The organism is Streptomyces sp. NPDC127595 (assembly GCF_042671685.1).
GTDB lineage: Bacteria > Actinomycetota > Actinomycetes > Streptomycetales > Streptomycetaceae > Streptomyces.
The window spans coordinates 19,445-45,408 of sequence record NZ_JBHXWK010000020.1; the positions used below are offsets into that span (position 1 = coordinate 19,445).

Below are 25,964 nucleotides of genomic sequence, written 5' to 3' on the forward strand. Positions count from 1 at the left end.
GCGCCCCTCGTCTGTCTTTCGCGTCCCCGTGATGCTGCCGTTACCGATTTCGGCTGAACGACACGAGTGAAATTACAAGTGTGCCGATCCGGGCCAGTCAAGCCGAGATCTGCTATTGGGCCCCTTATTCACTCTGCGGAACCAAGGCTATGCGGAAAGTGTTCAAATCGGCATAAACCCTGACAGCCCAAGGTGCCCAGGCCAGACCCCCGCCCCCTGCACAGGGGAGGACGCCCAGGAGTTCGATCTCGTTCCGACGCGAACGACGAAGCGAACCGGATCACATTCGGATCACGGGCCCGCGGCGAGGTTTGTGCGCCCGGTTGTGCGCCATGTGTCCGGGGCGGCTCCTGAACAAACCTTTCGCCTCACAGATGAACCGGATGTGGTGAAACATCTCCCACATGGCGGGCCCGAAGTTGACAGCCGAGGTGTGAACCGATGTGCTTGTGGGCATGCTCGCGAACTTGGCGCTCACCTCGACCCGCACTGCCGGGTCCCACGGTGCTGTCCGCGCTCGCTGTAGCTGTTGTTGCTGTTCCAGCTGTTGAGCCGTACCGCGCTCCAGCCGGCGCTCCGTGACGGAGCGACCCCCCGCCCGCACCCGGGCGACATCCCCCGTCCGTGACCCGGGCGGAAATGGTCCGCGACACCCCAGCACTCTCCCGCCGAGGAACCACCGCACCCCATGAACAGCGACAGCGACCTCCAGATCGCCGGCGACATCCTCGAAGTACCGCACCTGCTCCAGCCGCCGCCCGAGCACCCGTCCACCGTGGCCGAGTTCGCCGGCCTGGCGCGCTCCATCGCCGCCGACCGCTCCCAGTGGGAGCACCTCGTCCGGTACGACGCCACCTCGCGCTGGTACCACCGGCTGAGCACCGGGCCCGGCTACGAGGTGTGGCTGCTCTCCTGGGTGCCCGGACAGGGCAGCGGGCTGCACGACCACGGGGGCTCCTCGGGCGTACTGACCGTCCTGGACGGCGCACTGACCGAGCGCACGGAACGCGGCACGCGCGCGTTGGGCACACGTTCACAGCGGGTGTTCGCGCCCGGCTATGTCCACGAGGTCGTCAACGACTCCCTCGAACCGGCGGTGAGCCTGCACGTGTACTACCCGGGCCTGACCGAGATGCCGATGCACGCCGCCGCCCGCTGCGCGGTCGCCGAGGTCGCGGGACCGCCTGCAGCCCAGTCCCGTACGGCTGACCCGTCCCGTACGGCTGAGGTCTCGTAACCGCCTGCCGCGTTGTCGTACCCGCCTGCAAGACTGATTCCCATGCGCATTGTGGTTCTGGCAGGCGGTATCGGTGGTGCCCGGTTCCTGCGTGGTCTCAAGCAGACCGCGCCGGACGCGGACATCACGGTCATCGGCAACACGGGGGACGACATCCACCTCTTCGGGCTGAAGGTCTGCCCGGACCTCGACACGGTGATGTACACCCTCGGCGGCGGCATCAACGAGGAGCAGGGCTGGGGTCGGGACAACGAGACCTTCCACCTCAAGGAGGAGCTCGCGGCGTACGGGGTGGAGCCCGAGTGGTTCGGGCTCGGCGACCGGGACTTCGCGACGCACATCGTGCGGACGCAGATGCTCGGGGCGGGTTTTCCGCTCAGTGCCGTCACCGAGGCGCTGTGCGACCGGTGGAAGCCGGGCGTCCGCCTCATCCCGATGTCCGACGACCGTATCGAGACCCATGTAGCCGTCGAGATCGACGGTGAGCGCAAGGCCATTCACTTCCAGGAGTACTGGGTGCGGCTGCGGGCCTCCGTGCCGGCCGAGGCCATCGTGCCGGTCGGCGCGGAGCAGGCGAAGCCGGCGCCCGGGGTGCTCGAAGCCATCGCCGAGGCGGACGTCATCCTCTTCCCGCCGTCCAACCCCGTCGTCTCCGTCGGCACGATCCTCGCCGTGCCCGGCATCCGGGAGGCAATCGCCGACGCGGGCGTTCCCGTGGTCGGCCTCTCCCCCATCGTCGGGGACGCGCCCGTGCGCGGCATGGCCGACAAGGTGCTGGCAGCGGTGGGCGTCGAGTCCACGGCCGCCGCGGTCGCCGAGCACTACGGCTCGGGGCTCCTCGACGGCTGGCTCGTCGACACGGTGGACGCCTCCGCCGTGGAGCGGGTGGAAAGCGCCGGGATCCGCTGCCGGGCGGTGCCCTTGATGATGTCCGGCCTCGACGCGACCGCGCAGATGGCGCGTGAGGCCCTGACGCTGGCGGAGGAGGTGCGGGCGTCTTGAGCGGCACGGGGCTCCCTCCTGGGGAGCGGTTCGCGGGTGGTGAAGGTTCGGAGGGGTCCGCTGGAGTGAGTGCCTCTGGTGCCACGCCCGGGTATCGGGTCTGGGCGCCCGCCGGGTTTCCCGAGGTGCGCGAGGGCGATGACCTCGCCAAGCTCGTCGCCTCGGCCGAGCCGGGGCTCGTCGACGGTGACGTGCTCCTCGTCACCTCCAAGATCGTGTCCAAGGCGGAGGGGCGGATCGTCGAGGCCGCCGACCGTGAGGCCGCCATCGACGCCGAGACCGTACGGGTCGTGGCGCGCCGAGGAGCACTGCGCATCGTCGAGAACCGGCAGGGGCTCGTGATGGCCGCCGCCGGGGTCGACGCCTCCAACACCCCTGCCGGGACCGTGCTGTTGCTCCCCGAGGACCCCGACGCCTCCGCGCGGACGATTCGGGACGGGCTGCGGGACACCCTCGGCGTGGACGTCGGTGTCGTGATCACCGACACCTTCGGGCGGCCCTGGCGCACCGGGCTCACCGATGTCGCCATCGGGGCCGCGGGCGTACGGGTCCTCGACGATCTGCGCGGCGGCACGGACGCGCACGGCAATCCGCTGAGCGCGACCGTCGTCGCCACCGCCGACGAACTGGCCGCGGCCGGTGACCTGGTCAAGGGCAAGTCCGCCGGGCTGCCCGTCGCCGTCGTGCGCGGGCTGCCGCATGTGGTGGCCGAGGACGACGGGGAGGGAGCGCGGGCGATGGTGCGGGGCGGGCGCGACGACATGTTCCGGCTCGGCACCTCGGAGGCCGTACGGGAGGCGGTGACCCAGCGGCGTACCGTACGGGCCTTCACCGACGAGCCCGTCGACCCCGGCGCCGTACGACGGGCCGTGGCCGCGGCCGTCACGGCGCCCGCGCCGCACCACACCACTCCCTGGCGATTCGTCCTCCTGGAATCCGCCGAGTCCCGGACGCGGCTGCTCGACGCCATGCGGGACGCGTGGATCGCGGACCTGCGGGGTGACCGGAAGGCCGAGGAGTCCATCGCCAAGCGGGTGCGACGCGGGGATGTCCTGCGCAACGCGCCGTACCTCGTCGTGCCGTGCCTGGTGATGGACGGCGCTCATACGTACGGCGACGTACGGCGAGACGGTGCCGAGCGCGAGATGTTCGTGGTCGCCGCCGGGGCGGGCGTGCAGAACTTCCTGGTCGCGCTGGCCGGGGAACGGCTCGGCTCCGCCTGGGTGTCGTCCACGATGTTCTGCCGGGAGGTCGTGCGGGAGGTGCTGGGACTGCCGGAGGGGTGGGACCCGATGGGAGCGGTCGCCGTGGGGCATGCGGCGGAGGAACCCAGGGCGCGGCCCGAGCGGGATGCCGGGGCGTTCATCGAGGTGCGGTGACCCCTGCGTCTGAAGCCGGCGGAGCGCCTAGTGCCCCGGCAGGCAACGTTTGCCCGTCAAGGAGCGGCGTCCGGTGCGTGCTCTCGGCGTGCCGGGCGCAAGTCCTCGTACTGGACGTACTTGGGTTTGTGCCCGGTGCGGCGAGAGTGCGTGCCGGGCGTCGCGACGGGGCGAACGTTGCCTGTTGGGGCACTAGTCTCGTAACGCATCCCAAGCACCCCTAGGACCTCATTCGTGGCTGGACGATTCGCTCCTCGGCCGACGCGTACGACTGTGCGCGGCGGGCATGTCGTGGTGCCCGGTGGTGTGCCGCGGCCCGCGGCCGCACCCGGGCGCACGCGCACGTGGACGCCGCCCTGGCCTCTCGATCTCGGGCTCGTGCTCGGCCCGTTGCGGCGTGGGCCGGGCGATCCCACCTTCCGTACGACGCCGGACGGGTCCGTGTGGCGGGCCTGCCGGACGCCTGCCGGGCCCGGGACGCTGCGGGTCGCGATGCGCGGCGGGGTGGTTCACGGCGCGGCGTGGGGAGCGGGGGGCGAGTGGCTGCTCGACCGGCTCCCGGAACTGCTCGGCGCCCTGGACGACCCGGAGGCCTTCGAACCGCGGCACCGGCTGGTCGCGGTCACCCGGCATCGGCGGCCGGGGTTGCGGCTGACGCGTACCGGGCTCGTGCTGGAGTCGCTGATTCCGTCCGTGCTGGAGCAGAAGGTCACCACGGATGAGGCGTACCGGGCGTGGCGGTTGCTCGTACGGAAGTACGGGGAGCCGGCGCCGGGGCCCGCGCCGGAGCGGATGTTCGTCATGCCGACGGCGCGGACCTGGGCGTTGATTCCGTCCTGGGAGTGGCATCGGGCCGGGGTCGACAACAAGCGGGCTTCTACGATTTTGCGGGCCGTACGGGTTGCTGCGCGGCTTGAGGAAGCGGTGCTGTTCGATCCTGTGCGGGCGCAGGCTCGGCTGGAGTTGGTGTCCGGGGTGGGGCCGTGGACGTCGGCGGAGGTTGTGCAGCGCAGTCACGGGGCCGCGGATTCCGTGACCGTCGGGGATCTTCATCTGCCCGGCATCGTGGGGTATGCGCTGGCCGGTGATCGTGACGCGGACGACTCCGTGATGCTGTCGCTGCTGGCGCCCTATGCGGGGCAGCGGCATCGGGCGGCTCGGCTGATTCTGTTGTCCGGGCGGGCGCCGGCTCGGCGTGTGCCGAAGATGCCCCGCGGGGATATCGGGCGGCTCTGAGCGGTGGGTTGGGGCCGAGCGGTTTTTCGCCCCCTCCGCCCCTACCCGTCCCTTGCCTCCTGGGGGCTGCCGATCCCAGACCCCCGCTGTCGGCCTGGACGGCCTCGTCCTCAAACGCCGGACGGGCTGAGAACGCCGCCCCCGTGGGTGGGTGGGGGATCGGGACGGCATCGCCTCGTCCTCCGGCGCCGGATGGGCTGAAATAGCCTCCCCGACCGGAGCTGAAGAGCGCCGCCCCCGCGGGGAAAATCAAGCCCCCATGGGCGGGTGGGGGATCGTGACGGCGCACCGCACCGCTCGCCGGCGTTACTGATCCGACGAGAAGCGGATCGAACCCCCCGGGATCCTGGCGTCGCACCACACCCGTACGCCCTCGCGGAGTTCGTTGTCCGGGCCGATGATCGCTCCGTCGCCGATTACCGCGCCCTCCAGGATCGTGCGTTCGCCGATGTGGGCTCGGGCGCCGATGAGGGAGTCGGTGATGACGGCGCCGGGTTCGATGACGGCGTCGGAGAGGATCGTGCTGCCGTTGATGCGGGCGCCTTCGCCGATGTGTGCGCCGTCGCCGACGACCGTGCCGCCGGTCAGCTTGGCGTCCGGGGCGACGGTGGCGGTGGGGAGGACGAGGCGGTCGCCGCAGCGGCCGGGGACGGCCGGGGAGGGGGCGCGGCCGAGGACGAGGTCGGCGGAGCCGCGTACGAAGGCCTGGGGGGTGCCCAGGTCGAGCCAGTAGGTGGAGTCGACCATGCCCTGGAGGTGGGCTCCGCCGGCGAGGAGTTCGGGGAAGGTCTCGCGCTCCACCGAGACGGGGCGGTCCTCGGGGATCGTGTCGATGACCGAGCGGCGGAAGACGTACGCCCCCGCGTTGATCTGGTCGGTGACGATCTCCTCGGGGGTCTGGGGCTTCTCCAGGAAGGCGGTCACGCGGCCGGTGGCGTCCGTGGGCACCAGGCCGAACGCACGCGGGTCCTCGACACGGGTGAGGTGGAGGGAGACGTCCGCGCCCGTCGTCTCGTGGGTGCGGACCAGGGCCGGGATGTCCAGCCCGGTGAGGATGTCGCCGTTGAAGATCAGGACCGGTTCGTCGGGGCCCGAGCGCAGGCGGGAGGCCACGTTGCGGATGGCGCCGCCGGTGCCCAGGGGCTCCTCCTCGGTGACGTACTCGAGGTGGAGGCCGAGCGAGGAGCCGTCGCCGAAGTAGGGCTCGAAGACCTCGGCCAGGTAGGAGGTCGCCAGGACGACGTGCTCGACGCCCGCCGCCCTCGCCCGCGCCAGCTGGTGGGTGAGGAACGGGACCCCGGCCGCCGGAACCATCGGCTTGGGGGTGTGCACCGTGAGCGGGCGCAGTCTGGTGCCTCTGCCGCCGACCAGGAGGATCGCTTCTGTCACCTGTCGTCTCTGCTTCCTGCCGGGACCGGCCGAAATGTTTCGGCCGGCCAGTGTATGCAGACCGTTCGATGGCGCTTTCGACGGCCGGCGGTGCGGTCCTCCCGTGCTGCCCGGCCGTCTACCTGCCCTGATACTTGGCCGCCGCCTTACGGGCCGTGCCGAGCTTGCTGTAGAGCTGCCAGCCCGGGCACTCCGTGCTGAACCCGTCCCGATGGCCGGAGATCACATTCAGTCGTACGTTCTTTCCTTTTTTGTAGAGATTGCCACCGCCGGACTTCAGATATGTCTTTCCGCGCGGATTGACCCCGAAGAGACCGAGCTTCCATGCGGTGAGCTTCGCGATCGCGCTGACGGCGGATGCGGACGGCTTCGTCTTGCCGAAGCTGCCGAGGACGGCGATCCCCATGCTGTCGGTGTTGAAACCGAGAGTGTGTGCGCCCGTGACGGCCTTCGCCACGCCCCCGGCGCGGCCTTCGTAGATGTTTCCGCACTTGTCGACGAGGAAGTTGTAGCCGATGTCCCGCCAGCCGCTGCTCACTACGTGGTAGCGGTAGATACTGCGGATGACCGAAGGGACTTGCGAGCAGCTGTAGTTGTTGCCCGAGGCGGTGTGGTGCACGAAGGCGGCCTTGACCTTCTTCGAGTAGACGAAACCGCGCTCGCGCAGCTTCTCGTTCGCGCCCCAGCCCTTGCGCGTGATGATGCGCGGGCGCGGGCCGATGTACGGCTTCACGCGCTGCCCGCCCGGGTGCTCGGCGAGGAATTCGCGCTCCGTCTCCTGCTGGGAGAGCGCGGGGATCACGTTCGGGGCGAGCTCGGGGATCTCGGTGGCGCTCGTGGGGTCGAGGCGGCCGTTGTCGACAGCGGCGTACGCGGCGGAGAGTGCGCCGGCCCGTGGGGCGCGCACCTGTGCGTCGGCGCGCGAAAGCCCCGGCCGTGCGCCGGTGTGCGGGGCGGACGGCTGCGCGCCCGCGGAGGCGGCGTCCGTGCCGGGCGCGACCAGTTCGAGACGCAGGCCCCTGGGGAGCGGCGAATCGCCCGACGTCGTGGCGCGCTCGTCCACCTCCGCCTCGACGCGCACCTCGACGCCGTCGGAGTCACCCACCCACAGCGGCGCCGTGGATCCGCGCACCCGGCCCGAATCGCCCTCGGCGGTGTCCGGGTCGGCCGCGTGTTCGTGGTTGTGCGTCTCGACGTCCTGCCAGCCGGACCAGTTGCCGGTGGCGGCGGCGCGGGTACGGACCTGGACCCGGCCGTGCAGTTCGCTGTCCGGGTTGTCCCAGACGATGCCGACGAGCGAGAAGGGGCGTACGTCGCGTCGGGTGAGCCCTTGTCCGGGGGCCGCGGAGCCGAGGGCGCGCTCGCCGGTGAGCGGGACGAGCGGCAGTGACTGGGTACTGCCGGGGGCGGCGAGCTCGGACCTCACCGCCGACGGGCCGGCCTGCGCCGGAGCGGACAGGGCCAGCGGAAGGGCGAGAGCGGCAGCGCAGGTGACGCCGACCGAGGAAGCAAGGAGTCCATGCATGCCCCTGATCCTGGACATAGTCATACATATCTGTCCATCGGGGAATTGACGGACCGTCGGGCATCACTCGTCCGAACCGGTGGCCCGGCAGGCCGGACCCGCACCCGCCCCACGCCCTCCCCCGCGTACGCTTGCCCGCGTGAACGCCACCGACCGCACCCCCGCCGACCTGCTGCGATCCGCGCTCGCCACGGATCCCGCGCGCCCCCTGGTGACCTTCTACGACGATGCCACGGGCGAACGGATCGAATTGTCCGTGGCCACCTTCGCCAATTGGGTGGCCAAGACCGCCAACCTGCTCCAGAACGAGCTGTCCGCCGAGCCCGGCGACCGGGTCGCGCTGCTGCTGCCCGCGCACTGGCAGACGGCGGTGTGGCTGCTGGCGTGCTCCTCCGCGGGTGTCGTCGCGGATGTCGGGGGCGACCCGGCCGCGGCGGACCACGTTGTCGCCGGGCCCGGCGAGTTCGAGGCCGGCCTGGCCTGCTCCGGCGACCGGATCGCACTCTCGCTCGCCCCCCTTGGGCGGCGCTTCCCCACGCCGCCCGCCGGGTACGCCGATTACGCCGTCGAGGTGCCGACGCAGGGGGACCGCTTCCAGCCGTACGCGCCCGTGGACCCGGAGGTGCCGGCGCTGATCGTCGCCGGGGCGGAGTACACGAGCGCGGAGGTCGTCGAGCGGGCCCGCGCGGACGCGCCCGCGCTCGGGCTCACGGGGCCCGGGTCCCGGATCCTGTCCGCGCTGGCGTACGACACGTGGGAGGGGCTAAGCGCCGGGCTGTACGCGGCGCTCGCGACCGGGGGGTCCGTGGTGCTGTGCCGTCACCTGGAGGAGCTGGGTGAGGACGCCCTCGCCAAGCGGATCGAGAGCGAGCGGGTGACGGCGACGGCTCGGTAGCCCCTGGGGGTACGTCCACTGCTCGGCACCCTCAGTGCGGGTTGCCGTCGGGGTGGGTGCGCTTGCCGGCGCTTGCCGGGTGCCGCTCCTTTGGGACGGGCGCCGCCGGAGGTCCCGTGCATCCCCTGTGCATCCCCCGTTCGGCCCATCAGCGCCCAGCCCCCGCCCCCGCCCCACGCCATGGTCGTAGGAGCAGGACACGCTCGTACGCCATGAGGGGTGGACCCAGACGTGACCGACACCGCAGGCTCGCCCTCCGGACGCGGCACCCTCGGTCCCGAAATCGGCGCCTCTCCTACCGGCGCCGGTCTCATACGCCGTCGCAGGCGCTGGCTGCGTTACACCGCGATCGGTGTCGCGGTGACGGTGCTGGGTGCCGCGGGGGCGGGGTGGGCGGCGTACGAGAAGCTGAACGGGAACATCACGGCGGACAACGACGCCGCGACCGAGCTCGCCCGGTACGAGAAGGAACGGCCGACCGCGCTGGTGCGCGGCGCGCAGAACATCCTGCTGATCGGGTCGGACTCGCGGGCCGGTGACGGCAACGCGCAGTACGGGCGGGACTCCGGCACCGAGCGGTCCGACACCACGATCCTGCTGCACCTCGCCGCGGACCGGCGCAGTGCGACCGCCGTCTCGCTCCCCCGCGATCTGATGGTGGACGTGCCCGGTTGCCGCCGTCCGGACGGCACGCGCACCGAGCCGATGTTCGCGATGTTCAACTACGCCTTCCAGACGGGCGGTTCGGCCTGCACGATCCGTACCGTCGAGAAGCTCACGAACATCCGCGTCGACCACCACATGGTCGTCGACTTCAACGGCTTCAAGGAGATGGTCGACGCGGTCGACGGCGTCCGGGTGTGCCTGAAGGAGCCGATCGACGACAAGGAAGCCATGCTGAAACTGCCCGCGGGCAAGGTGACGCTCAACGGCGAACAGGCGCTCGGCTACGTCCGTGCCCGCAAGAGCATCGGCGACGGCAGTGACACCGACCGGATGGACCGTCAGCAGCGCTTCCTCGGTGCGCTCGTCAACAAGGTGCGCAGCAACGACGTCCTGCTCAATCCCACGAAGCTCTATCCCGTGCTCGACGCGGCCACCTCGTCACTCACCACGGACCCTGCGCTGGCAAGTCTGCGCGGGCTGTACGACCTCGTGCGCGGGATGCGTGACATCCCCACGGAACGGGTCCAGTTCCTGACGGTGCCCCGGACGTCGTACGTCTACAACGCCAATCGCGACCAGCTCGTGAAGCCCGAGGCGGAGAAGCTCTTCTCACGGCTGCGGGCGGACGCGCCGGTGGCGGTCGCGAAGGGCCTTCCGGAGGATTCGGGAAATTCCGCCACAAGCAGCTCATACAGGAGCGATGGAGAGAGCGATGGCGGGAGCGATGACACGGACGCCTTCGACTCCTGGTACGAAGACGGGAAACCGGGCGGAAAGGGGCCCGTCGGAGCCGCGCGGACTCCCGACCCGGCGCCGACTTTTCGGGGGAACACGGCGGCCGAGGACGCGTGCGGGTAAAACCCACGTCAAGGCGGGGAACGGCCCGGCTTAGAACTCTCTGAGAAATAGGGCGGATTGCCCAGGTGTAGGCGGGTGGAATTTGTCACTGTCGTCGCTTGCCGCTGAACTGGGCGGATAGTGTGAGCGATCCGGTGCACCCGGCCTCCAGGTCTGTCCTGCGGTCGTGCACTGCTGGACCGAGTGACCGAGCGCCTTTATGTAGGGGGATAAGGCGCCGCGTGGCCCCGACGGAGGACTCAAGAACCGTGGACGCGCAAGGCCGTGGGCGGGCGGACGATATCGACCCCGCAGACCAGTGGGTACTCAACCCGAACACCGGCGACTACGAACTGCGACTGCGGCCTTCCGCACCGCAACCACCAGTCCCCGGTCCTCGCAGATCCGCCCGTGGCGCGGGAGGCACCCCAACGGGCAACCGCTCCGCGCCCGTCCGGGAGCCCGGTGACGCTCCGGGCGGTGTTCCCGACACCGACGTACCGGGGCCGCGCAGGCGCCGCGGCGCTCCTGCGCCCTCCGAACCTCCTCCCGGGCGGCGGCGGGGGCGTACGAAGCCGAAGAAGTCCAAGGCGAAGAAGATCCTGCTGTGGACCGGCGGCACGATGGCTTTCGTGCTGGTCGCCGTCTCCGCCGCCGGGTACTTCTACATCAAGCACCTCGAGGGCAACGTCCAGACGACGGACGTCGGCAGCGCGGCCTCCAGCAGCTTCAGCAAGGACGAGGCCTTCAACATCCTCATCATCGGTACGGACAAGCGCACCGGTGAGGGCAACGAGGACTACGGCGACTCGGGCAGCGTGGGTCACGCCGACACCACGATCCTGCTGCACGTCTCCAAGGACCGTACGAACGCGACCGCGTTGAGCATTCCGCGCGACCTGATCGTCGACATTCCGGACTGCCCGACGAAGCAGGCCGACGGCAGCACCAAGATCATCTCGGGAACGACCGGCGTCCGCTTCAACACCAGCCTCGGTCAGTACGGCCGGGACGCGGGCTGCACGATGCTCACGGTCAAGGCGGTCACCGGCATCACGCCGAACCACTTCATGATGGCCGACTTCAACGCCGTCAAGACGCTGACCACCGCGGTGGACGGCGTCGAGGTCTGTCTCGCCGAGGACGTCGACGACCCCGACTCGCATCTCAAGCTCTCTGCGGGCACACACACGATCGAGGGCGAGACAGCGCTCGCCTTCCTGCGCACCCGGCACGCCTTCGGCAACTCGGGCGACCTCGACCGCATCAAGGTCCAGCAGCAGTTCCTGGCCTCGCTGATGCGCAAGATGGCCTCCAGCGACACCCTCACCAATCCCGCGAAGCTGCTGAGCCTGGCCGAGGCGGCCACCAAGGCGCTGACCGTGGACACCGGTATCGGCAAGGTCAGCACGCTCAAGGACGTGGCCCTGGAGCTGAAGAAGGTGCCGACGAAGAACATCACCTTCCTCACGACGCCGGTCATCGACAACCCGGACGAGCCGACCCCGGTAACGGTCGTCGTCCACCCGTCGGACGCTCAGCCGGTCTTCGACATGATCAAGGACGACGTGTCGTTCACCGAGGTGAAGGCGCAGGAGAAGGAGGAGGCGGCCGCGGTCGCCGCCCGTCTCGAAGGCACCCAGTCCGCGGCCGCCGACGTGCGGGTCAACATCTACAACGGCGGCGCCAAGGCCGGCTCCGCACAGGAAACACTTAACTGGCTGCAGAATGATGAGGGCGTGCTCAAGTCCAGCCAGCTCGGCAACGCCGACGAAACGCTCAGCAAGACGACCCTCGAGTACTCGCCCGACCAGGCCGATCAGGCACGCAAGCTGGCGGATCTCATGGGGTTGTCCGGTTCGGCGATGAAGCCTGGCAAGAGCGAGACGAATGATCAGGGTCTGCCCGCGATCGTGCTGACCCTGGGCAAGGACTTCAAGGGCGCGGGGGTGTCCATGACCGCTCCGACAAAGGCGCCGGAGACGGTCGAGAAGTCCACCGCGGACAAAACAGTGTGCGCCAGCTGATGACCTAACGGGTCCGTCATGCGTCCAACAGGACGAGAGCGCGTCCGACTTGGGCGCGAGAAACGTTCAACTGGACGCGGGACGGGCCCGTTTGTCAGGCGCAGGGTGGGGAGGGGCAGGGAGATGGCGCGAAGTGGTGTGCGCGGGGAGGGAACACGCTCAAGCGGCCGGGGGGCCGATGAGCACGGCTGGGACGACAGTCTGTACGACGGGAGCGGCGAGCCCGTTCAGGAGGCGGACGGCGACTCCGGTGAGCGCGCCGGCACTGCCCCGGTTCCGGCGGGAAGCGACGGCCGGACGGCTGAGGACACGATGGCCCTCACGCCGCAGGGAAGCGACGGCCGGACGGCCGAGGACACCATGGCCCTCACGCCGCAGGGGATCGGCGGGAGCCGTGGCGGACGTGGGGGCGCGGCCCGCCCGCGCCGCAGACGCCGGATACTGCGCTGGTCGGCGATGGTCCTGGCGGTCCTGATACTTGGCACCGCCGGTGCCGGTTATCTCTACTACCAGCACCTGAACGCCAACATCAAGAAGGACGATCTGAACATCGGCGACGAGAAGGACCGCGCCGCCGAGTCCGAGGCGAACGCGGCCGGCCAGACGCCGCTGAACATCCTGCTGATCGGCTCGGACGCCCGGGACACCGAGGAGAACCAGGAACTCGGCGGCGCGAAGGAGACGTTCGGCGGCACCCCGCTCGCGGACGTCCAGATGCTGTTGCACCTCTCCGCCGACCGCACCAACATGTCGGTGGTCAGCATGCCGCGCGACACCCTCGTGGACATCCCCAAGTGCACGGACCCGGACGACGGCAAGGTGTACGAGGCGAGCACCGTTCCCACGATGACCAACCAGACGCTCGGCCGCGGCGGCCCCGGCTGCACGGTGGCCACCTGGGAGAAGCTGACCGACATCCACATCGACCACTTCATGCAGATCGACTTCTCGGGCGTGGTCTCGATGGCGGACGCGATCGGCGGCGTCCCGGTCTGCGTGGACGCCAACGTCTACTCCAAGGACAGCCAGGGCCACGGCTCCGGGCTGAAGCTGGAGGAGGGCACCACGTACGTCAAGGGCGAGCAGGCCCTGCAGTGGCTGCGCACCCGGTACGGCTTCGAGGACGGCAGCGACCTGGCGCGCGCCGAGGCCCAGCACCAGTACATGAACTCGATGGTGCGCGAGCTGCGGGACAACGCCACGATCTCCAACCCCACCAAGCTGCGCAGCCTCGCCGAGACGGCCACCAAGGCGCTCACCGTCGACACGGGTCTCGGCACCGTGAAGGAGCTCTACGACCTCAGCAACGAGCTGCGGAAGGTCGAGCCGAAGCGGATCACGATGACCACCATGCCGAATCGATACGTCGGCGCGCGCGTGGAGCCCACGGACGACGCGACGAAGCTGTTCCGCCTGGTCCGCGAGGACATCGCGCTCGACGGCCAGGACAAGGAGAAGACGGCGACCGAGGAGCCTCCCTCGGACCCGGCCGCCGCGGACGACAAGATCGGCGTGGCCGTGCTGAACGGCACACGGACCGACACGCTGGGTCCGGTCAGCGGGCGCGCGAGCGAGGTGAGCGAGCTGCTGGTCGGCAAGGGCTTCACCCAGGCCTCGGCCGAGCAGACGGAAGCGACCGCCGAGGACAAGACGCTGATCCGCTACCCGAGCGCCGACCTGGAGGGTGACGCCCAGCGGGTCGCCAAGGCGCTGGGGATTCCGGTGAGTTCGGTGGAGAAGTCGACGAGCGTCTCGGGCGTCACGCTCGTGGTCGGCGCCGACTGGCGCGAGGGAACGACGTACAAGGCCGAGGCGGAGGACAACAAGACTCCGGACACGGCGGAGGCCCTCAACGGTGCCGACGACACGGCCTGCATGCACGTGAACCCGAACTACACCTGGTAGCGCACGAGTTGGGGCCCCTCTCCATTGCCGTACCGGAGAGGGGCCCCAACTCGTTTGCACATCACCTCAGTTGGAGCTGAGCACCGCCGGGCGCCGGGACGCGATGACCTTCTTCGCGAGCGACTTCGGGCTGGTGAGGAAGCCCCAGCCCCAGGACATGTGCATCGTCGCGAGGGCGAGCGGGATCTGGAGCCGCGCCTTCAGCGGCAGCCCCTTGCCGGTGAACAGCGAGCCGAGCGCGATGGCCGCGAGATAGCCGCCGGGGATCACGAACCCCCAGGGCGTGAGCGCCGCGCCCACCACGACACCCGCCACGATCGCGCACACCGCGGTCGGCGGGGCGAGGTAGCGCAGGTTGATGGAACCCTCGTGGAAGCGGGCGACGACATGGCGCCACCGCCCGTAGTCCTTGTACTGCTTGGCGAGGGCACGCATGGAGGGCCTCGGGCGGTACGACACCCGCAGCTCGGGCGAGAACCAGATGAGGCCGCCCGCCTCCCTGATCCGGAAGTTCAGCTCCCAGTCCTGGGCGCGGATGAACTCCTCGTTGTAGCCGCCCTGTTGCTCCAGCGCCGCGCGCCGGAAGACGCCGAGGTACACGGTCTCGGCGGGCCCGGCCTCGCCGCCCGTGTGGAAGGCGGCGTTGCCCACGCCGATCTTCGAGGTCATCGCGGCGGCGACCGCGTGCTCCCAGTCGTTCTCGCCCTCGGCGTGCATGATCCCGCCGACGTTCTGCGCACCGGTCTCCGCCAGCAGGCGTACGGCCGTCGCGATGTAGTTCGGCGAGAGCATCCCGTGCCCGTCGACGCGGACGACGATGGGGTGGCTGGACGCCTTGATCGCGGCGTTCAGCGCGGCGGGAGTGCGGCCGGCCGGGTTCGGCACGGTGTGCACGCGTTTGTTGTCATTGGACGCGGTCTCACGGACGAGTTCGGCGGCGATCTCCTCCGTACGGTCCGAGGACGGGCCGATGGCGAGCACCACCTCCATCTCGCCGTCGTACTCCTGCGCCAGGATCGCTTGGACGGACCCGCGCAGATGCCGCTCCTCGTCGAGGACGGGCATGATCACAGAAACGGCGGGAGACCGCACGTCAGACTTCTCGCTCATCGGACGTCACGTTACCGCGAATGGGGGACACGGTCGCGCGCCGCCCTGCCTCCGCCCCGGGCCGCAGATCGTATGGGCCTACGGTGCTCACGGATCCCACGGCCGGCCCTCGCGGAGGTGTTCCCCCCTTGCCCACACCGCCCCGCTCCCCCGCACGCCCGCCAGGCCGTCGCCCGCCGCGTCCCCCCGTACGGCGCAAGAAGCCGCGCTGGGCCATGCGGGCGGTGACCACGCTCTCGGTGGTGGTGCTCGCCGCGGCGGGGATCGGGCACGCGGTGGTCACCAGCCTGGACGCGGACATCTCCCGGGTCGACCCCTTCAAGGACATGAAGAACCGTCCCGAGGCGGGCCACGGCATGAACGTGCTCCTGGTCGGCACCGACGGGCGGGACAGGATCACGGAGGCGGAACGGCGCAAGTACCGCCTGGGCGGCGCGCCTTGCCACTGCACCGACACCATCATGATCGTGCACATCTCGGAGGACCGGGAGCGGGCCAGCGTCGTGAGCCTGCCGCGCGACTCGTACGCCGAGGCGCCCGCGCACACCGACCAGACCACCGGCAAGCAGCACGGCGCACACCCCATCAAGATCAACGCGGCGTACGCAGAGGGCGGCCCGCAGCTGACCGTGCGCACGGTCGAGAGCATGACCCACGTGAAGATCGACCACTATCTGGAGGTCGACTTCACCAGCTTCATGAAGACGGTGGACGAGCTCGGCGGCGTGGAGATCTGCACCGTGAAGCCGCTGAAGGACTCCTACACCGGACTCGACCTCCCCGCCGGCTCACACAAGCTGAACGGCGGGCAGGCGCTCCAGTACGTCCGCTCCCGCCATGCCGACGGTTCCTCCGACCTCGGCCGGATGCAGCGCCAGCAGCGGTTCCTGGCGGCGCTGATCTCGCGGGCCACCTCCTCCGGCGTACTGCTGAACCCGATGAAGTTCCGCGACGTCACGCGAGCCGTGCTCGGCTCGGTCCGCGCGGACAAGGGGTTCGGCACCGACGAACTGCTCGACCTCGGGCGGGCGATGCGGGACTTCTCGCCCTCCTCCTCCGAGTTCACGACCGTGCCCATCGGGCAGATGGGATACGCCGTCAAGGGCGTCGGCTCGACCCTGAAGTGGGACCCCGCCAAGTCCGCGAAGCTCTTCCAGGCCCTGCGCGACGACAAGCCGCTCGCGGTGCACAAGCCGCGCAGCAACGCCCTGCGCGTCGACGTGGCCCCGCAGCAGATCCGTGTCCAGGTCGAGAACGGGACGGCCACGGCAGGCCTCGGCAAACGCGTCGACAGCGCACTCGCCGCCACCGGCTTCCGTACGACCCGGCAGCCCGTGAACGCGAAGGACCGCACCGTGCGGCGCACCGTCGTCTGGTACGACCCGCGCTGGGACCGCTCGGCGAAGTCCCTCGCGGCGGCTCTGCGGGGCAGCGAACTGCGCGCCGTCAAGGGGCGGGGGCCGCTGCTGAAGGTGACCGCGGGGGCGGACTTCAAGGAGGTGCGGAAGGTGCGGGCGGAGGATCAGCAGCAGGGGGAGTTCGGGGTGGTTACCGGGGACCAGGTGGTTTGCCCGTAACCATGTGCGGTGCCCGTCGTCACCACGTGTGATGCTCGCCGTCACCACGTGTAGTGCCCGTCGTCACCACTCGTGCGCACGTCGTGCTACTCGTCCAGGCCCTCCGCCGCGCGCTTCTCGCGCAGGTCCATGATCGCGCGGCGCCTGGCCAGCCGGTGGGTGCGGCGGATCTGGGCCTCCTGGTAACGGCGTTCGTCGCGCTCGGTCTCCGGGAGTACCGGCGGTACCGGGCGCGGCTTCCCGTCGGCGTCGACCGCGGCGAAGACGAGGTAGGCCGTGCCGACCTGCTGGGCCGGGGTGGACTCGTTCCAGCGCTCGGCCAGGACGCGGACGCCGACCTCCATGGACGTCCGGCCGGTCCAGTTCACCTGAGCCTTCACATGGACAAGGTCGCCCACGCGGACCGGCTCCAGGAAGGCCATCTCGTCCATGGAAGCGGTGACGGCGGGCCCGCCGGAGTGCCGTCCGGCCACCGCACCCGCCGCGTCGTCCACCAGTTTCATGATCACGCCACCGTGCACCGTGCCCAGAAGGTTGGTGTCGTTGTGGCCCATGATGTGGCTGAGGGTGGTTCGGGACGCGGAGGTCGGCTTGCCCGGAGTATCGGATTCCGGGGTGGTGGCCTGGTCTGTCATGGCGTCCACCCTATGCCGGGGGCGCACAAAGTCCGCTTTGCATCAGATCTGCAACAGGCCTGCCATGAATCTGCTCACTCTCTTGTATGGCGCACAGCGCTGCACTGCACACTGGTCCGCATGAACGATTGGCCCGACGAGAACCGCAACGACCGTTACGGACGCGGCAGCGCCGGCTCGCAGCCCGAGAGCGCGCGCGTCATGCGGCAGGTCCGCCGTGGCCAGCCGGGCCCCGGTCCGTCCGCGCCCCCGTACGGCGGGGTGCCCCAGCAACCGACATACGTCGACGGGCAGGGGTACGGCGACCAGTACGACAACAGCGGCTACAACTCGGGCCAGGTCTACGGGACGCCGAACGGCGGCGGCCCGCAGGGACCCGGCGGGCCGGGCGGCGGACGCGGGCCGCGCCGCGCGCCGAACTGGGGCCGCCGGATCAAGTGGACCGCCATCACGCTGGTCACCCTGCTCGTCGTGGTCTCCGTCAGCACGTACTTCTGGGCCGACTCCAAGCTCAACCGTGACGTGGATCTCTCCAAGGTCATCGACCGCCCCGAGGCGGGCAAGGGCACGAACTACCTGATCGTCGGTTCCGACAGCCGCGCAGGCATGACCGAGGAAGAGAAGAAGGAACTGCACACCGGCTCCGCCGAGGGCAAGCGCACGGACTCGATGATGATCCTGCACACCGGGAGCAACGGCTCGACGCTGATCTCGCTGCCGCGTGACTCCAACGTGGAGATCCCGACCTTCGTGGGCTCCGAGTCGGGCAAGACGTACGAGGGCACGGGCCGCGAGGTGAAGCTCAACGCGGCGTACGCGGAGGACGGGCCCGAACTGCTGGTGCGCACCGTCGAGTTCAACACCGGTCTACGCATCGACCACTACGTCGAGATCGGCTTCGCGGGCTTCGCGGACATCGTCGACTCGGTCGGCGGCGTGGAGATCGAGATCCCCAAGGGCGGCATGAAGGACACCAAGTCCGGCGCCGACTTCGAGGCGGGCAAGCAGACCCTCAACGGCGAGCAGGCCCTGGCGTTCGTCCGTACCCGCTACGCGCTCGCGGGCAGTGACCTCGACCGCACGAAGAACCAGCAGAAGTTCCTCTCGGCCCTGGCCAACCAGGTCGCGACGCCGGGCACGGTCCTGAACCCCTTCAAGCTCTACCCGACCATGGGCGCCGGCCTCGACAGCCTCATCGTCGACAAGGACATGGGCCTGTTCGACCTCGCCGACATGTTCTGGGCCATGAAGAGCGTCAGCGGCGGCGACGGCACCTCCATGAACATGCCGATCTCCGGCTCCACCGGCAGCAACCTCGTCTGGGACGAGGCGAAGGTCAAGACGCTGGTGAACGAACTGAAGAACGACGAGAAGGTGACGGTTTCGGGGGACTGAGGCGGACTCGTAGCGCAGCTGGTGATGGACACCCAGTGGGTACCCATCACCAGCTTCGGGCGGCGGTCACATCGTGGCGACCGCCATCTCACGGCACATCTCCGCGCAGCGGCGACAGGACTCAGCGCAGCGCAGCACCATGTGGGCTCAGATGCAGATCATGCGCGCGCTCATAAACTGCTCCGAGAGGAGCCGCATGTGTGCCGAATTCTACCGCTCGGTGGCCTGTTCAGGTCTTATTGTCGTTCACGGGCTGGTCTTCTGACGGCTACTCAAGAAAGTCAGCACACATGTCTACCACGGCACATGTAACCGCGGGAAAGAATCGGAGGGGTCGCATGAACGGTTACACTCCCCGTTCTGGCACAGACGATCCTGAAATTCTTCGACCTTCAAGACAGCACTCGAGTGAGCTGTAGCTGGTGATTAAGCTGTTGTGTAAACCCAACTGCTGCAATGATCAACGGAAGTGCCGCCGTAAACTCCCCGGCATATCCTGAACTGCAGCTTATACCCTTCCGTGAAATCCTTGTCTTGCCACCGGGATTCGCCAGCACCCAGCCTCATCCAGATAGTTCCACCCCGCACGAGTGTGCCACTTGAGTTTTTGAGTTGCCATTGGGCGGCAGCAGAAAATCCGTCTGCCCTATTGTCGGAGATGAAGAACCAATCGCCGTTCTCCTGGAACGCCGCATTTGCGTCTTCATAGGGGCCATAGGCCCAAACAGCCGGGCCGCTAGAGGATGGAGATAGTGCGGTGGCACTGTTCTCCTCCCATGTTATTGCAGACGCCTGAGTGGAAAGGAGCATAAAAGCTCCCGCTGCGGCAGTGATAACTGCGGCTATGCGCCTCTTACGCATATGGGGCCTCCCGAGTTAATTGCTACTGAGGGTGATCACCTTAGCGTGAACATGGGGGACGTCAAGCGAGTTGAACGGGGCGGACACTCTCGGGGTGGACGGCAAGAGCGCCCGCGGCTCGCGCCACGGCGACAGTCCAGCCGCCCATCTGCTGGCCGCGATCACCGGCGCCGCCCTGGCCGTCACCCAGCTGCGGGCCCCCGGCAAGAGACGGCTGCGGGTCCCCGGCAAGAGACGAATGAAATCACCTGCTTCGACCCTCCGCAGCTTCGCCATCAACGCCTCGTCATGCCACACCGAACAGCCCTGGCCTACGACGCTCACCATCGGGCAGGTGCAGAAGTCCGAGAGTGCCGTCCATGGCCAGTCGGGCACGGTCCGGGGCGTCCGGCATGAGGTCACCGTAGTACCGCTCCGTGAAACTGACGGATGAGTGACCGAGCCAGGCGGAGACCTCTGTCACCGGTACCCCCTGGGACAGTAGGGACGCAGCGTAGAAGTGCCGGAAACTGTGCGGTTTGAAGTAGTCGACGTCGGCTGCAGCCAAGGCGGGCTTCCAGATCCTGGAATACCAGTAGTACGGATACAGCAGGCCGGTGCGCGTGACGTTGCTGAAAAGCAGTTCTTCCGCACCCCAGGGCTCATACTCCGTGAGGTGCCTACGCACGGCCATGGACACGACTTCGGGAAGCGGGACTTCTCGCCCCCTTTCCCCTTCCTCACGCCACTTGATGTGGCGAAGCCGCATCCTGCCGTATTTGCCTGATCCGGTATCCCCGTCGCAGGCGACCTGCCGGTCGACCGTGATCGTCCTGACTTGGAAGTGGATCCGGTCACGCCCGATACCCATGGCCTCACCCAGCCGGAGACCGCAGCCCGCCATGAGCCAGAACATTCCCCGATATCGCTCGGGCGCCCCAGCGATAACGGCGTGCACCACCTCTGCAGTGGGGACGTGCACTTCGGCCCGCTGGTCGCGATGCACCTTGGCCCGGCTGGTCGGGAGGCGGACCCCCTTGCAGGGATTGGTCTCAGTCATCCCCTCGTCCATCGCCCACGCGAAAACCGACCTGAGGATGTTGAAGCGGAACCTCGTCGTGGACGGTTTGTACTGCCGCGCGTGAGTCATCCACGCGATCCATTCCTCGATGTCCGACGGAATGATCGTCCTGATGGCTCTCGTCCCGAAGAAGGGCGCCACGCTCCGACTCAGCAGCGTCCTGTACTGCTTGACGCTGCTGTTTTCCACACCGCGTGTGGTCGCCCATCGCTCGAACACCACGACAAGTGACTCATTCTCGATCAGGTCGGCCTCGGTCCGGTTCATGTTCTCCCCCCTCCAGACACCGTCTGGCCTTGCTGGTCAGACGGTCAGCGGGCTTACCTGGCGGTCCGTCGAGGAAACCCATGGCGCGCGCCCGCCGAATACGGCCGCTGATGGTGTTCCGGCTCATCCCCCACGCTGTTGCCAATCGCGTGATCGGGCTCCGGTATCCCTGTTCCACCAAGCGCACGTACTCGCGGGACATCAGGGCATAGTCGCGATCCGTCTCGACCCTGTCGAGCAAGGCCCCAGCCCGGGACCCGTCGATCGCATAGCCCAGTCGCGCGCGGAGCTCCTTCGTAGTTCTGCGGATCTCTCCCATGGAGATGGACCGCATGAGTTCCGCCGTGATGCCGTCCGTCCCGACCTCGGCAGCGAGATCGGCGGGAGGATCGATACGAAGACTGGAAGGGCCGTCCCACGGTGCGCCCAGGACACTCACCACAGTCAACCTCCAGCCATGCAACTCGGCCTCATGGACGAGTTGTTCTCCGTCCACACGCCATCCCTCGGGAAGCTCAAAGTCTCCGCGCTCACTGGTCACCCGTCGAACCTAGCGCGACACACGGCAGCCACCACGTGCCGGGGATTCCCGGACACACACAAAGCCTAGAACATGAAACACGATATGTTCCGTGTTTCATGTCTTCCGCTGCACCGAACAAAGGGAGACGCCCCGAAGGACGCCTCCCTGCCCGCGGAGCCTTACGGCAGATTGCGGGCCATGACGACCCGCTGGATCTGATTCGTCCCCTCGTACAGCTGCGTGATCTTGGCGTCGCGCATCATCCGCTCGACCGGATAGTCCCGTGTGTAGCCGTAGCCGCCCAGCAACTGCACCGCGTCCGTGGTGACTTCCATCGCCACGTCCGAGGCGAAGCACTTGGCTGCGGCGCCGAAGAAGGTCAGGTCGCCGTCACCGCGCTCCGACTTCGCCGCCGCCGAGTAGGTCAGTTGGCGAGCCGCTTCCAGCTTCATGGCCATGTCGGCGAGCATGAACTGGATGCCCTGGAACTCGGCGATCGCCTTGCCGAACTGCTTGCGCTCCTGGACGTAGCCCTTGGCGTAGTCCAGGGCGCCCTGGGCGATGCCGAGGGCCTGGGCCGCGATGGTGATGCGGGTGTGGTCCAGGGTCTTCATGGCGGTGGCGAAGCCGGTGCCCTCCTCGCCGATCATGCGGTCGGCGGGGATGCGGACGTTGTCGAGGTAGACCTCGCGGGTCGGGGAGCCCTTGATGCCGAGCTTCTTCTCCGGGGCGCCGAAGGAGACGCCCTCGTCCGACTTCTCGACCACGAAGGCGCTGATGCCCTTGGAGCGCTTCGTCGGGTCGGTGACCGCCATCACCGTGTAGTACTCGGACTCGCCCGCGTTGGTGATCCAGCGCTTCACGCCATTGAGGACGTAGAAGTCGCCGTCGCGGACCGCCTTGGTCTTCATGCCGGCCGCGTCCGAGCCCGCGTCCGGCTCGGAGAGGGCGTACGAGAACATCGCGTCGCCCTTGGCGAGCGGGCCCAGGTACTTCTTCTTGAGGTCCTCGGAGCCGGAGAGGATCACGGGGAGCGAGCCCAGCTTGTTGACCGCGGGGATGAGGGAGGAGGACGCGCACACTCGCGCCACCTCCTCGATCACGATGACCGTGGCGAGCGCGTCCGCGCCCGCGCCGCCGTACGACTCGGGTACGTGCACCGCGTGCAGGTCGGAGGCGACCAGGGCGTCCAGGGCCTCCTGCGGGAAACGGGCTTCCTCGTCCACCGCGGCCGCGTACGGCGCGATCTTCGCCTCGGCCAGCGAACGGATCGCGTCACGGAGCATGTCGTGCTCCTCGGACGGGCGGTACAGGTCGAAATCAGCCGATCCGGCCAAGGTCTCTCACGCTCCAAGGATGCGAACAGGGGTGCTGAACACTGTGACACTGACGCTAACTACCGTTAAGTAACCCAAATTTTAGGGGTCTGCCGACTACAGGGATACGTGAGCTTGGCGACAGAGGGAAAGTTGCCCGTTGAGGGGGCGCCACATGCCCCGGTTATGCTCGGGCGCGCATCCCCCCTCGTACCCCCAGGAGCACCCCATGGCCCTCAAGATCACCGTGATCGGCACCGGCTATCTCGGCGCCACGCACGCCGCCGCCATGGCCGAGCTCGGCTTCGAGGTGCTCGGGCTGGATGTGGTCGAAGAGAAGATCGAGATGCTTCAGCGGGGCCAGGTCCCGATGTACGAGCCGGGACTCGAAGAGCTGTTGCGCAAGCATGTCGCCGGGATCGAGGGGTCCAGCGGGCGGCTGCGGTTCACCATGGACTGGGCCGAGGCCGGGGAGTTCGGCGATGTCCACTTCGTCTGCGTGAACACACCGCAGAAGCACGGCGAGTACGCGTGTGACATGTCGTACGTCGACGCCGCCTTCGAGTCGCTCGCCCCGCACCTGCACGGCCCCGCCCTCGTCGTCGGCAAGTCGACCGTGCCCGTCGGCTCCGCTGCGCGCCTGGCCGCCCGGCTCGCGGAGCTCGCGCCCGCCGGCGAGGACGCCGAGCTCGCGTGGAACCCGGAGTTCCTGCGCGAGGGCTTCGCCGTGAATGACACGCTGCACCCCGACCGCATCGTCGTGGGGGTACGCAGTGAGCGCGCCGAGAAGCTGCTGCGCGAGGTGTACGCGACGCCGGTCACCGCCGGGTCGCCGTTCGTGGTGACGGACTTCCCGACCGCCGAGCTGGTGAAGACGTCCGCGAACTCCTTCCTCGCGACCAAGATCTCCTTCATCAACGCGATGGCCGAGGTGTGCGAGGCGGCCGACGGCGATGTCGCCAAGCTGGCCGAGGCCATCGGGTACGACGACCGGATCGGGCGGAAGTTCCTGCGGGCCGGGATCGGCTTCGGCGGCGGATGCCTGCCGAAGGACATCCGCGCCTTCATGGCGCGCGCCGGTGAACTGGGCGCCGACCAGGCGCTGACCTTCCTGCGGGAGATCGACTCCATCAACATGCGCCAGCGCGGGCAGATGGTGGAGCTGACCCGGCAGGCGCTCGGCGGCGGGTCGTTCCTGGGCAAGCGGGTCGCCGTGCTCGGCGCCACCTTCAAGCCCGACTCGGACGACGTACGGGACTCGCCCGCGCTGAACGTCGCCGGGCAGATCCATCTCCAGGGCGGCCAGGTCACCGTCTACGACCCGAAGGGCATGGACAACGCGCGCCGGCTCTTCCCGACGCTCGGTTACGCCGACTCCGCCATAGCGGCCGTACGCGGCGCGGATGTCGTACTGCACCTGACGGAGTGGCTCGAGTTCCGCGAGCTCGACCCGGCGGTGCTCGGCGAGGCTGTCACGACGCGGCTGGTCCTGGACGGGCGCAACGCCCTCGACCCGGAGGTGTGGCGACGGGCCGGGTGGACGTACCGGGCGATGGGGCGGCCCACCGCGTAGTCATTCGCGTAGTCATTCGCGTAGTTGTTCAAAGACGCCGATCCGGCCGAGGCTCAGTCGGCCGGATCGGCGTCGTCGTACATTCTCCACCGTCCTGCCGCCGGGTGGGGCCGGACGGGCCACTTCAGGTGGCAAGGACTGAGCCCGACGGTCCGCCAAGCCCGGCGGGCACGGTTGGGCGGCTACTTCGCCCGGTACCGGCGCATCTTCGCGCGTGCCCCGCAGACCGACATCGAGCACCAGCGGCCGCGTCCGGCCGGGGAGCGGTCGTAGTAGGCCCAGTGGCAGGTCGGGGCCTCGCAGGCCTTCAGGCGCGGCCAGGTGCCGTCAACGAGTGCCTCCGCGATCGCCGCCGCGACGCGGGAGGCGAGCGGGGCCGGGTGGGCGGGGCTCAGGGCCGCGGAGCCGTCCGCGGCGGAGACGGTGACGAGGAGCGGGGCCGCGGCGAGCAGTTCGTCGAGCGGTGTCACCGCTCGGTGCGGGGGGTGGCCCGCGTGGGCCAGGCATACGGCGCGCAGCGACTCCCGCAGCTCGCGCGCCGCCGCCAGGTCCTGTTCCGCTTCCGCGATTCCGAAGCGGGCGCGTCCCTCGGCGGTGTCCAGCTTGTCGGTGCCCGACTCCAGGTCGACCGTGTTCACCAGGGCCTCCACCAGGGACAGGCCCCCCGGTGCCGGCACTCTCTCACTCATGCTTGCGACGTTACCTCCAATGCGGGAGCATGCAGTAACCGTTACTGGTTGACAGCATCTACAGGTAACCCCGGAGGAAGTCATGGCTCTCGCCGAACTCGGTGTCGTCGTCCTGGACTGTCCCGACCCCCGCGCCCTGGCCGGGTTCTACGCCGAGGTGCTCGGCGGCACGGTCCGGGGCGAGGGGGACTGGGTCGACCTGGAGCTGCCCGGCGGACGGTCGCTGGCGTTCCAGGCCGCCCCCGGACACGTACCGCCGAAGTGGCCCGCGGGCGACGACTCGCAGCAGTTCCATCTGGACCTGACCGTGAGCGACCTGGACGCGGCCGAGAAGGGGGTGCTGGCGCTCGGGGCGCGGGTACTCGACGCGGAGGACCGGTCGCGCGGGTGGCGTGTGTACGCCGATCCGGCGGGGCACCCGTTCTGTCTGTGCGCCTGCTGAAACCCATCCATCCGAGAGGACCCGTCATGGCACCCGTGGCACGCATGCGTTCCGTCGTACTCGACTGTCCCGACCCCCGCGCGCTCGCCGAGTTCTACGGGGGCGTGGTGGGCGGCACACCTCAGGGCGAGGACGACGACTGGGTTGTCCTACAGGTCCCGGAGGGGCCGCGGCTGGCCTTCCAGCGGGCCCCCGGATTCGTCCCGCCCGAGTGGCCGCGGTCCGACCGCAACTCGCAGCAGTTCCATCTCGACCTCGACGCCGGGAGCACCTGGGAGGCGGTCGAAGCCGCCGAGGAGAAGGTGCTCGCCCTCGGCGCCCGGGCGCTGCACCAGGAGGACAAGGAGGACTTCCGGGTGTACGCGGATCCGGCGGGGCATCCGTTCTGCCTCTGCCGGATCGAGCACCCGCAGTAGGA

Annotated in this window: 21 protein-coding genes; 13 read left to right on the forward strand and 8 right to left on the reverse strand. The window is 69.0% G+C overall.

Going from position 1 to position 25,964, the window contains the following annotated elements; translation table 11 throughout:
- The first annotated feature begins 688 nt into the window (after nucleotides 1-688).
- The 4 genes from ACFVKT_RS38590 to ACFVKT_RS38605 all read left to right on the forward strand — a co-directional run bounded on the left by ACFVKT_RS38590 (nucleotide 689) and on the right by ACFVKT_RS38605 (nucleotide 4,854).
- On the forward strand, nucleotides 689-1,237 hold the full coding sequence (locus ACFVKT_RS38590) for a cysteine dioxygenase (RefSeq protein WP_385741113.1): 549 nt from the start codon (nucleotides 689-691) through the stop codon (nucleotides 1,235-1,237).
- Between the two features lie 42 nt (nucleotides 1,238-1,279).
- A complete protein-coding gene (cofD, locus tag ACFVKT_RS38595) occupies nucleotides 1,280-2,239 on the forward strand; it encodes a 2-phospho-L-lactate transferase (protein WP_385741116.1) in 960 nt (319 codons plus the stop codon).
- Between the two features lie 65 nt (nucleotides 2,240-2,304).
- The gene (locus tag ACFVKT_RS38600; protein ID WP_385741118.1) at nucleotides 2,305-3,618 is read left to right on the forward strand and encodes a coenzyme F420-0:L-glutamate ligase; all 1,314 of its coding nucleotides are present in this window, start codon (nucleotides 2,305-2,307) and stop codon (nucleotides 3,616-3,618) included.
- A 234-nt stretch (nucleotides 3,619-3,852) separates the two neighbouring features.
- Nucleotides 3,853-4,854, forward strand: coding sequence for a DNA-3-methyladenine glycosylase family protein (locus ACFVKT_RS38605; RefSeq protein ID WP_385741121.1), 1,002 nt, complete (start codon nucleotides 3,853-3,855; stop codon nucleotides 4,852-4,854).
- Between the two features lie 306 nt (nucleotides 4,855-5,160).
- Here the strand turns inward: ACFVKT_RS38605 and ACFVKT_RS38610 are convergent, their stop codons facing one another.
- Complete coding sequence (locus ACFVKT_RS38610) at nucleotides 5,161-6,243, reverse strand: sugar phosphate nucleotidyltransferase (protein ID WP_385741123.1); 1,083 nt, start codon at nucleotides 6,241-6,243, stop codon at nucleotides 5,161-5,163.
- A gap of 118 nt (nucleotides 6,244-6,361) precedes the next feature.
- Nucleotides 6,362-7,768, reverse strand: a complete 1,407-nt coding sequence (locus tag ACFVKT_RS38615; protein ID WP_385741125.1) for a peptidoglycan recognition protein — start codon at nucleotides 7,766-7,768, stop codon at nucleotides 6,362-6,364.
- 139 nt (nucleotides 7,769-7,907) lie between these two features.
- On the opposite strand from ACFVKT_RS38615, the gene ACFVKT_RS38620 reads away from it, so the two are divergent.
- The 4 genes from ACFVKT_RS38620 (at nucleotide 7,908) to ACFVKT_RS38635 (ending at nucleotide 14,098) form a co-directional block, all read left to right on the forward strand.
- Nucleotides 7,908-8,663 (forward strand): TIGR03089 family protein, encoded by a 756-nt coding sequence (locus tag ACFVKT_RS38620; RefSeq protein ID WP_385741127.1) that lies wholly within the window; start codon nucleotides 7,908-7,910, stop codon nucleotides 8,661-8,663.
- A gap of 231 nt (nucleotides 8,664-8,894) precedes the next feature.
- On the forward strand, nucleotides 8,895-10,187 hold the full coding sequence (locus ACFVKT_RS38625) for an LCP family protein (protein WP_385741130.1): 1,293 nt from the start codon (nucleotides 8,895-8,897) through the stop codon (nucleotides 10,185-10,187).
- 248 nt (nucleotides 10,188-10,435) lie between these two features.
- Nucleotides 10,436-12,193 carry an LCP family protein gene (locus tag ACFVKT_RS38630; RefSeq protein ID WP_385741133.1) on the forward strand — a complete coding sequence of 586 codons (1,758 nt, stop codon included), beginning with the start codon at nucleotides 10,436-10,438 and terminating at the stop codon, nucleotides 12,191-12,193.
- A gap of 123 nt (nucleotides 12,194-12,316) precedes the next feature.
- Nucleotides 12,317-14,098 carry an LCP family protein gene (locus ACFVKT_RS38635; protein WP_385741136.1) on the forward strand — a complete coding sequence of 594 codons (1,782 nt, stop codon included), beginning with the start codon at nucleotides 12,317-12,319 and terminating at the stop codon, nucleotides 14,096-14,098.
- Between the two features lie 66 nt (nucleotides 14,099-14,164).
- Here ACFVKT_RS38635 and ACFVKT_RS38640 read toward each other — a convergent pair whose 3' ends face one another.
- Nucleotides 14,165-15,208 carry a glycosyltransferase family 2 protein gene (locus ACFVKT_RS38640; protein WP_385741139.1) on the reverse strand — a complete coding sequence of 348 codons (1,044 nt, stop codon included), beginning with the start codon at nucleotides 15,206-15,208 and terminating at the stop codon, nucleotides 14,165-14,167.
- A gap of 215 nt (nucleotides 15,209-15,423) precedes the next feature.
- On the opposite strand from ACFVKT_RS38640, the gene ACFVKT_RS38645 reads away from it, so the two are divergent.
- Nucleotides 15,424-16,785: an LCP family protein gene (locus ACFVKT_RS38645; protein WP_385741244.1), complete on the forward strand. Its 1,362-nt coding sequence runs from the start codon at nucleotides 15,424-15,426 to the stop codon at nucleotides 16,783-16,785.
- A gap of 86 nt (nucleotides 16,786-16,871) precedes the next feature.
- Here ACFVKT_RS38645 and ACFVKT_RS38650 read toward each other — a convergent pair whose 3' ends face one another.
- Complete coding sequence (locus tag ACFVKT_RS38650; protein WP_385741142.1) at nucleotides 16,872-17,420, reverse strand: acyl-CoA thioesterase; 549 nt, start codon at nucleotides 17,418-17,420, stop codon at nucleotides 16,872-16,874.
- Nucleotides 17,421-17,540: 120 nt separating this feature from the next.
- Between ACFVKT_RS38650 and ACFVKT_RS38655 the strand changes: the two genes are divergently transcribed.
- On the forward strand, nucleotides 17,541-18,815 hold the full coding sequence (locus tag ACFVKT_RS38655) for an LCP family protein (protein ID WP_385741144.1): 1,275 nt from the start codon (nucleotides 17,541-17,543) through the stop codon (nucleotides 18,813-18,815).
- A 66-nt stretch (nucleotides 18,816-18,881) separates the two neighbouring features.
- On the opposite strand, the gene ACFVKT_RS38660 is transcribed toward ACFVKT_RS38655, so the two are convergent.
- The 3 genes from ACFVKT_RS38660 to ACFVKT_RS38670 form a co-directional block, all read right to left on the reverse strand.
- Nucleotides 18,882-18,956 (reverse strand): four-helix bundle copper-binding protein, encoded by a 75-nt coding sequence (locus ACFVKT_RS38660; protein WP_385741247.1) that lies wholly within the window; start codon nucleotides 18,954-18,956, stop codon nucleotides 18,882-18,884.
- A 1,006-nt stretch (nucleotides 18,957-19,962) separates the two neighbouring features.
- Nucleotides 19,963-21,003, reverse strand: coding sequence for a tyrosine-type recombinase/integrase (locus ACFVKT_RS38665; protein WP_385741147.1), 1,041 nt, complete (start codon nucleotides 21,001-21,003; stop codon nucleotides 19,963-19,965).
- A gap of 702 nt (nucleotides 21,004-21,705) precedes the next feature.
- The gene (locus ACFVKT_RS38670) at nucleotides 21,706-22,863 is read right to left on the reverse strand and encodes an acyl-CoA dehydrogenase family protein (RefSeq protein ID WP_385741149.1); all 1,158 of its coding nucleotides are present in this window, start codon (nucleotides 22,861-22,863) and stop codon (nucleotides 21,706-21,708) included.
- A gap of 208 nt (nucleotides 22,864-23,071) precedes the next feature.
- Here ACFVKT_RS38670 and ACFVKT_RS38675 point away from each other — a divergent pair, with 208 nt between their 5' ends.
- Nucleotides 23,072-24,415: a UDP-glucose dehydrogenase family protein gene (locus ACFVKT_RS38675; RefSeq protein WP_385741151.1), complete on the forward strand. Its 1,344-nt coding sequence runs from the start codon at nucleotides 23,072-23,074 to the stop codon at nucleotides 24,413-24,415.
- Nucleotides 24,416-24,597: 182 nt separating this feature from the next.
- Here ACFVKT_RS38675 and ACFVKT_RS38680 read toward each other — a convergent pair whose 3' ends face one another.
- Nucleotides 24,598-25,104, reverse strand: a complete 507-nt coding sequence (locus ACFVKT_RS38680; RefSeq protein WP_385741153.1) for a CGNR zinc finger domain-containing protein — start codon at nucleotides 25,102-25,104, stop codon at nucleotides 24,598-24,600.
- A gap of 82 nt (nucleotides 25,105-25,186) precedes the next feature.
- Here ACFVKT_RS38680 and ACFVKT_RS38685 point away from each other — a divergent pair, with 82 nt between their 5' ends.
- Together ACFVKT_RS38685 and ACFVKT_RS38690 are read left to right on the forward strand one after the other, a co-directional pair.
- The gene (locus ACFVKT_RS38685; protein ID WP_385741155.1) at nucleotides 25,187-25,546 is read left to right on the forward strand and encodes a VOC family protein; all 360 of its coding nucleotides are present in this window, start codon (nucleotides 25,187-25,189) and stop codon (nucleotides 25,544-25,546) included.
- 26 nt (nucleotides 25,547-25,572) lie between these two features.
- Entirely contained in the window at nucleotides 25,573-25,962 is a 390-nt protein-coding gene (locus ACFVKT_RS38690; RefSeq protein ID WP_385741157.1) for a VOC family protein, read from the forward strand.
- The last annotated feature ends 2 nt before the right edge of the window (nucleotides 25,963-25,964 follow it).

Bases quoted from the DNA above. Each gene is read 5' to 3' on its own strand.
- ACFVKT_RS38665 (WP_385741147.1), bottom strand. From the start codon at position 21,003: ATGAACCGGACCGAGGCCGACCTGATCGAGAATGAGTCACTTGTCGTG.
- ACFVKT_RS38615 (WP_385741125.1), bottom strand. From the start codon at position 7,768: ATGCATGGACTCCTTGCTTCCTCGGTCGGCGTCACCTGCGCTGCCGCT.
- ACFVKT_RS38635 (WP_385741136.1), top strand. From the start codon at position 12,317: ATGGCGCGAAGTGGTGTGCGCGGGGAGGGAACACGCTCAAGCGGCCGG.
- ACFVKT_RS38590 (WP_385741113.1), top strand. From the start codon at position 689: ATGAACAGCGACAGCGACCTCCAGATCGCCGGCGACATCCTCGAAGTA.
- ACFVKT_RS38675 (WP_385741151.1), top strand. From the start codon at position 23,072: ATGGCCCTCAAGATCACCGTGATCGGCACCGGCTATCTCGGCGCCACG.
- cofD (WP_385741116.1), top strand. From the start codon at position 1,280: ATGCGCATTGTGGTTCTGGCAGGCGGTATCGGTGGTGCCCGGTTCCTG.
- ACFVKT_RS38680 (WP_385741153.1), bottom strand. From the start codon at position 25,104: ATGAGTGAGAGAGTGCCGGCACCGGGGGGCCTGTCCCTGGTGGAGGCC.
- ACFVKT_RS38685 (WP_385741155.1), top strand. From the start codon at position 25,187: ATGGCTCTCGCCGAACTCGGTGTCGTCGTCCTGGACTGTCCCGACCCC.
- ACFVKT_RS38645 (WP_385741244.1), top strand. From the start codon at position 15,424: ATGCGGGCGGTGACCACGCTCTCGGTGGTGGTGCTCGCCGCGGCGGGG.
- ACFVKT_RS38690 (WP_385741157.1), top strand. From the start codon at position 25,573: ATGGCACCCGTGGCACGCATGCGTTCCGTCGTACTCGACTGTCCCGAC.
- ACFVKT_RS38655 (WP_385741144.1), top strand. From the start codon at position 17,541: ATGAACGATTGGCCCGACGAGAACCGCAACGACCGTTACGGACGCGGC.
- ACFVKT_RS38640 (WP_385741139.1), bottom strand. From the start codon at position 15,208: ATGAGCGAGAAGTCTGACGTGCGGTCTCCCGCCGTTTCTGTGATCATG.
- ACFVKT_RS38650 (WP_385741142.1), bottom strand. From the start codon at position 17,420: ATGACAGACCAGGCCACCACCCCGGAATCCGATACTCCGGGCAAGCCG.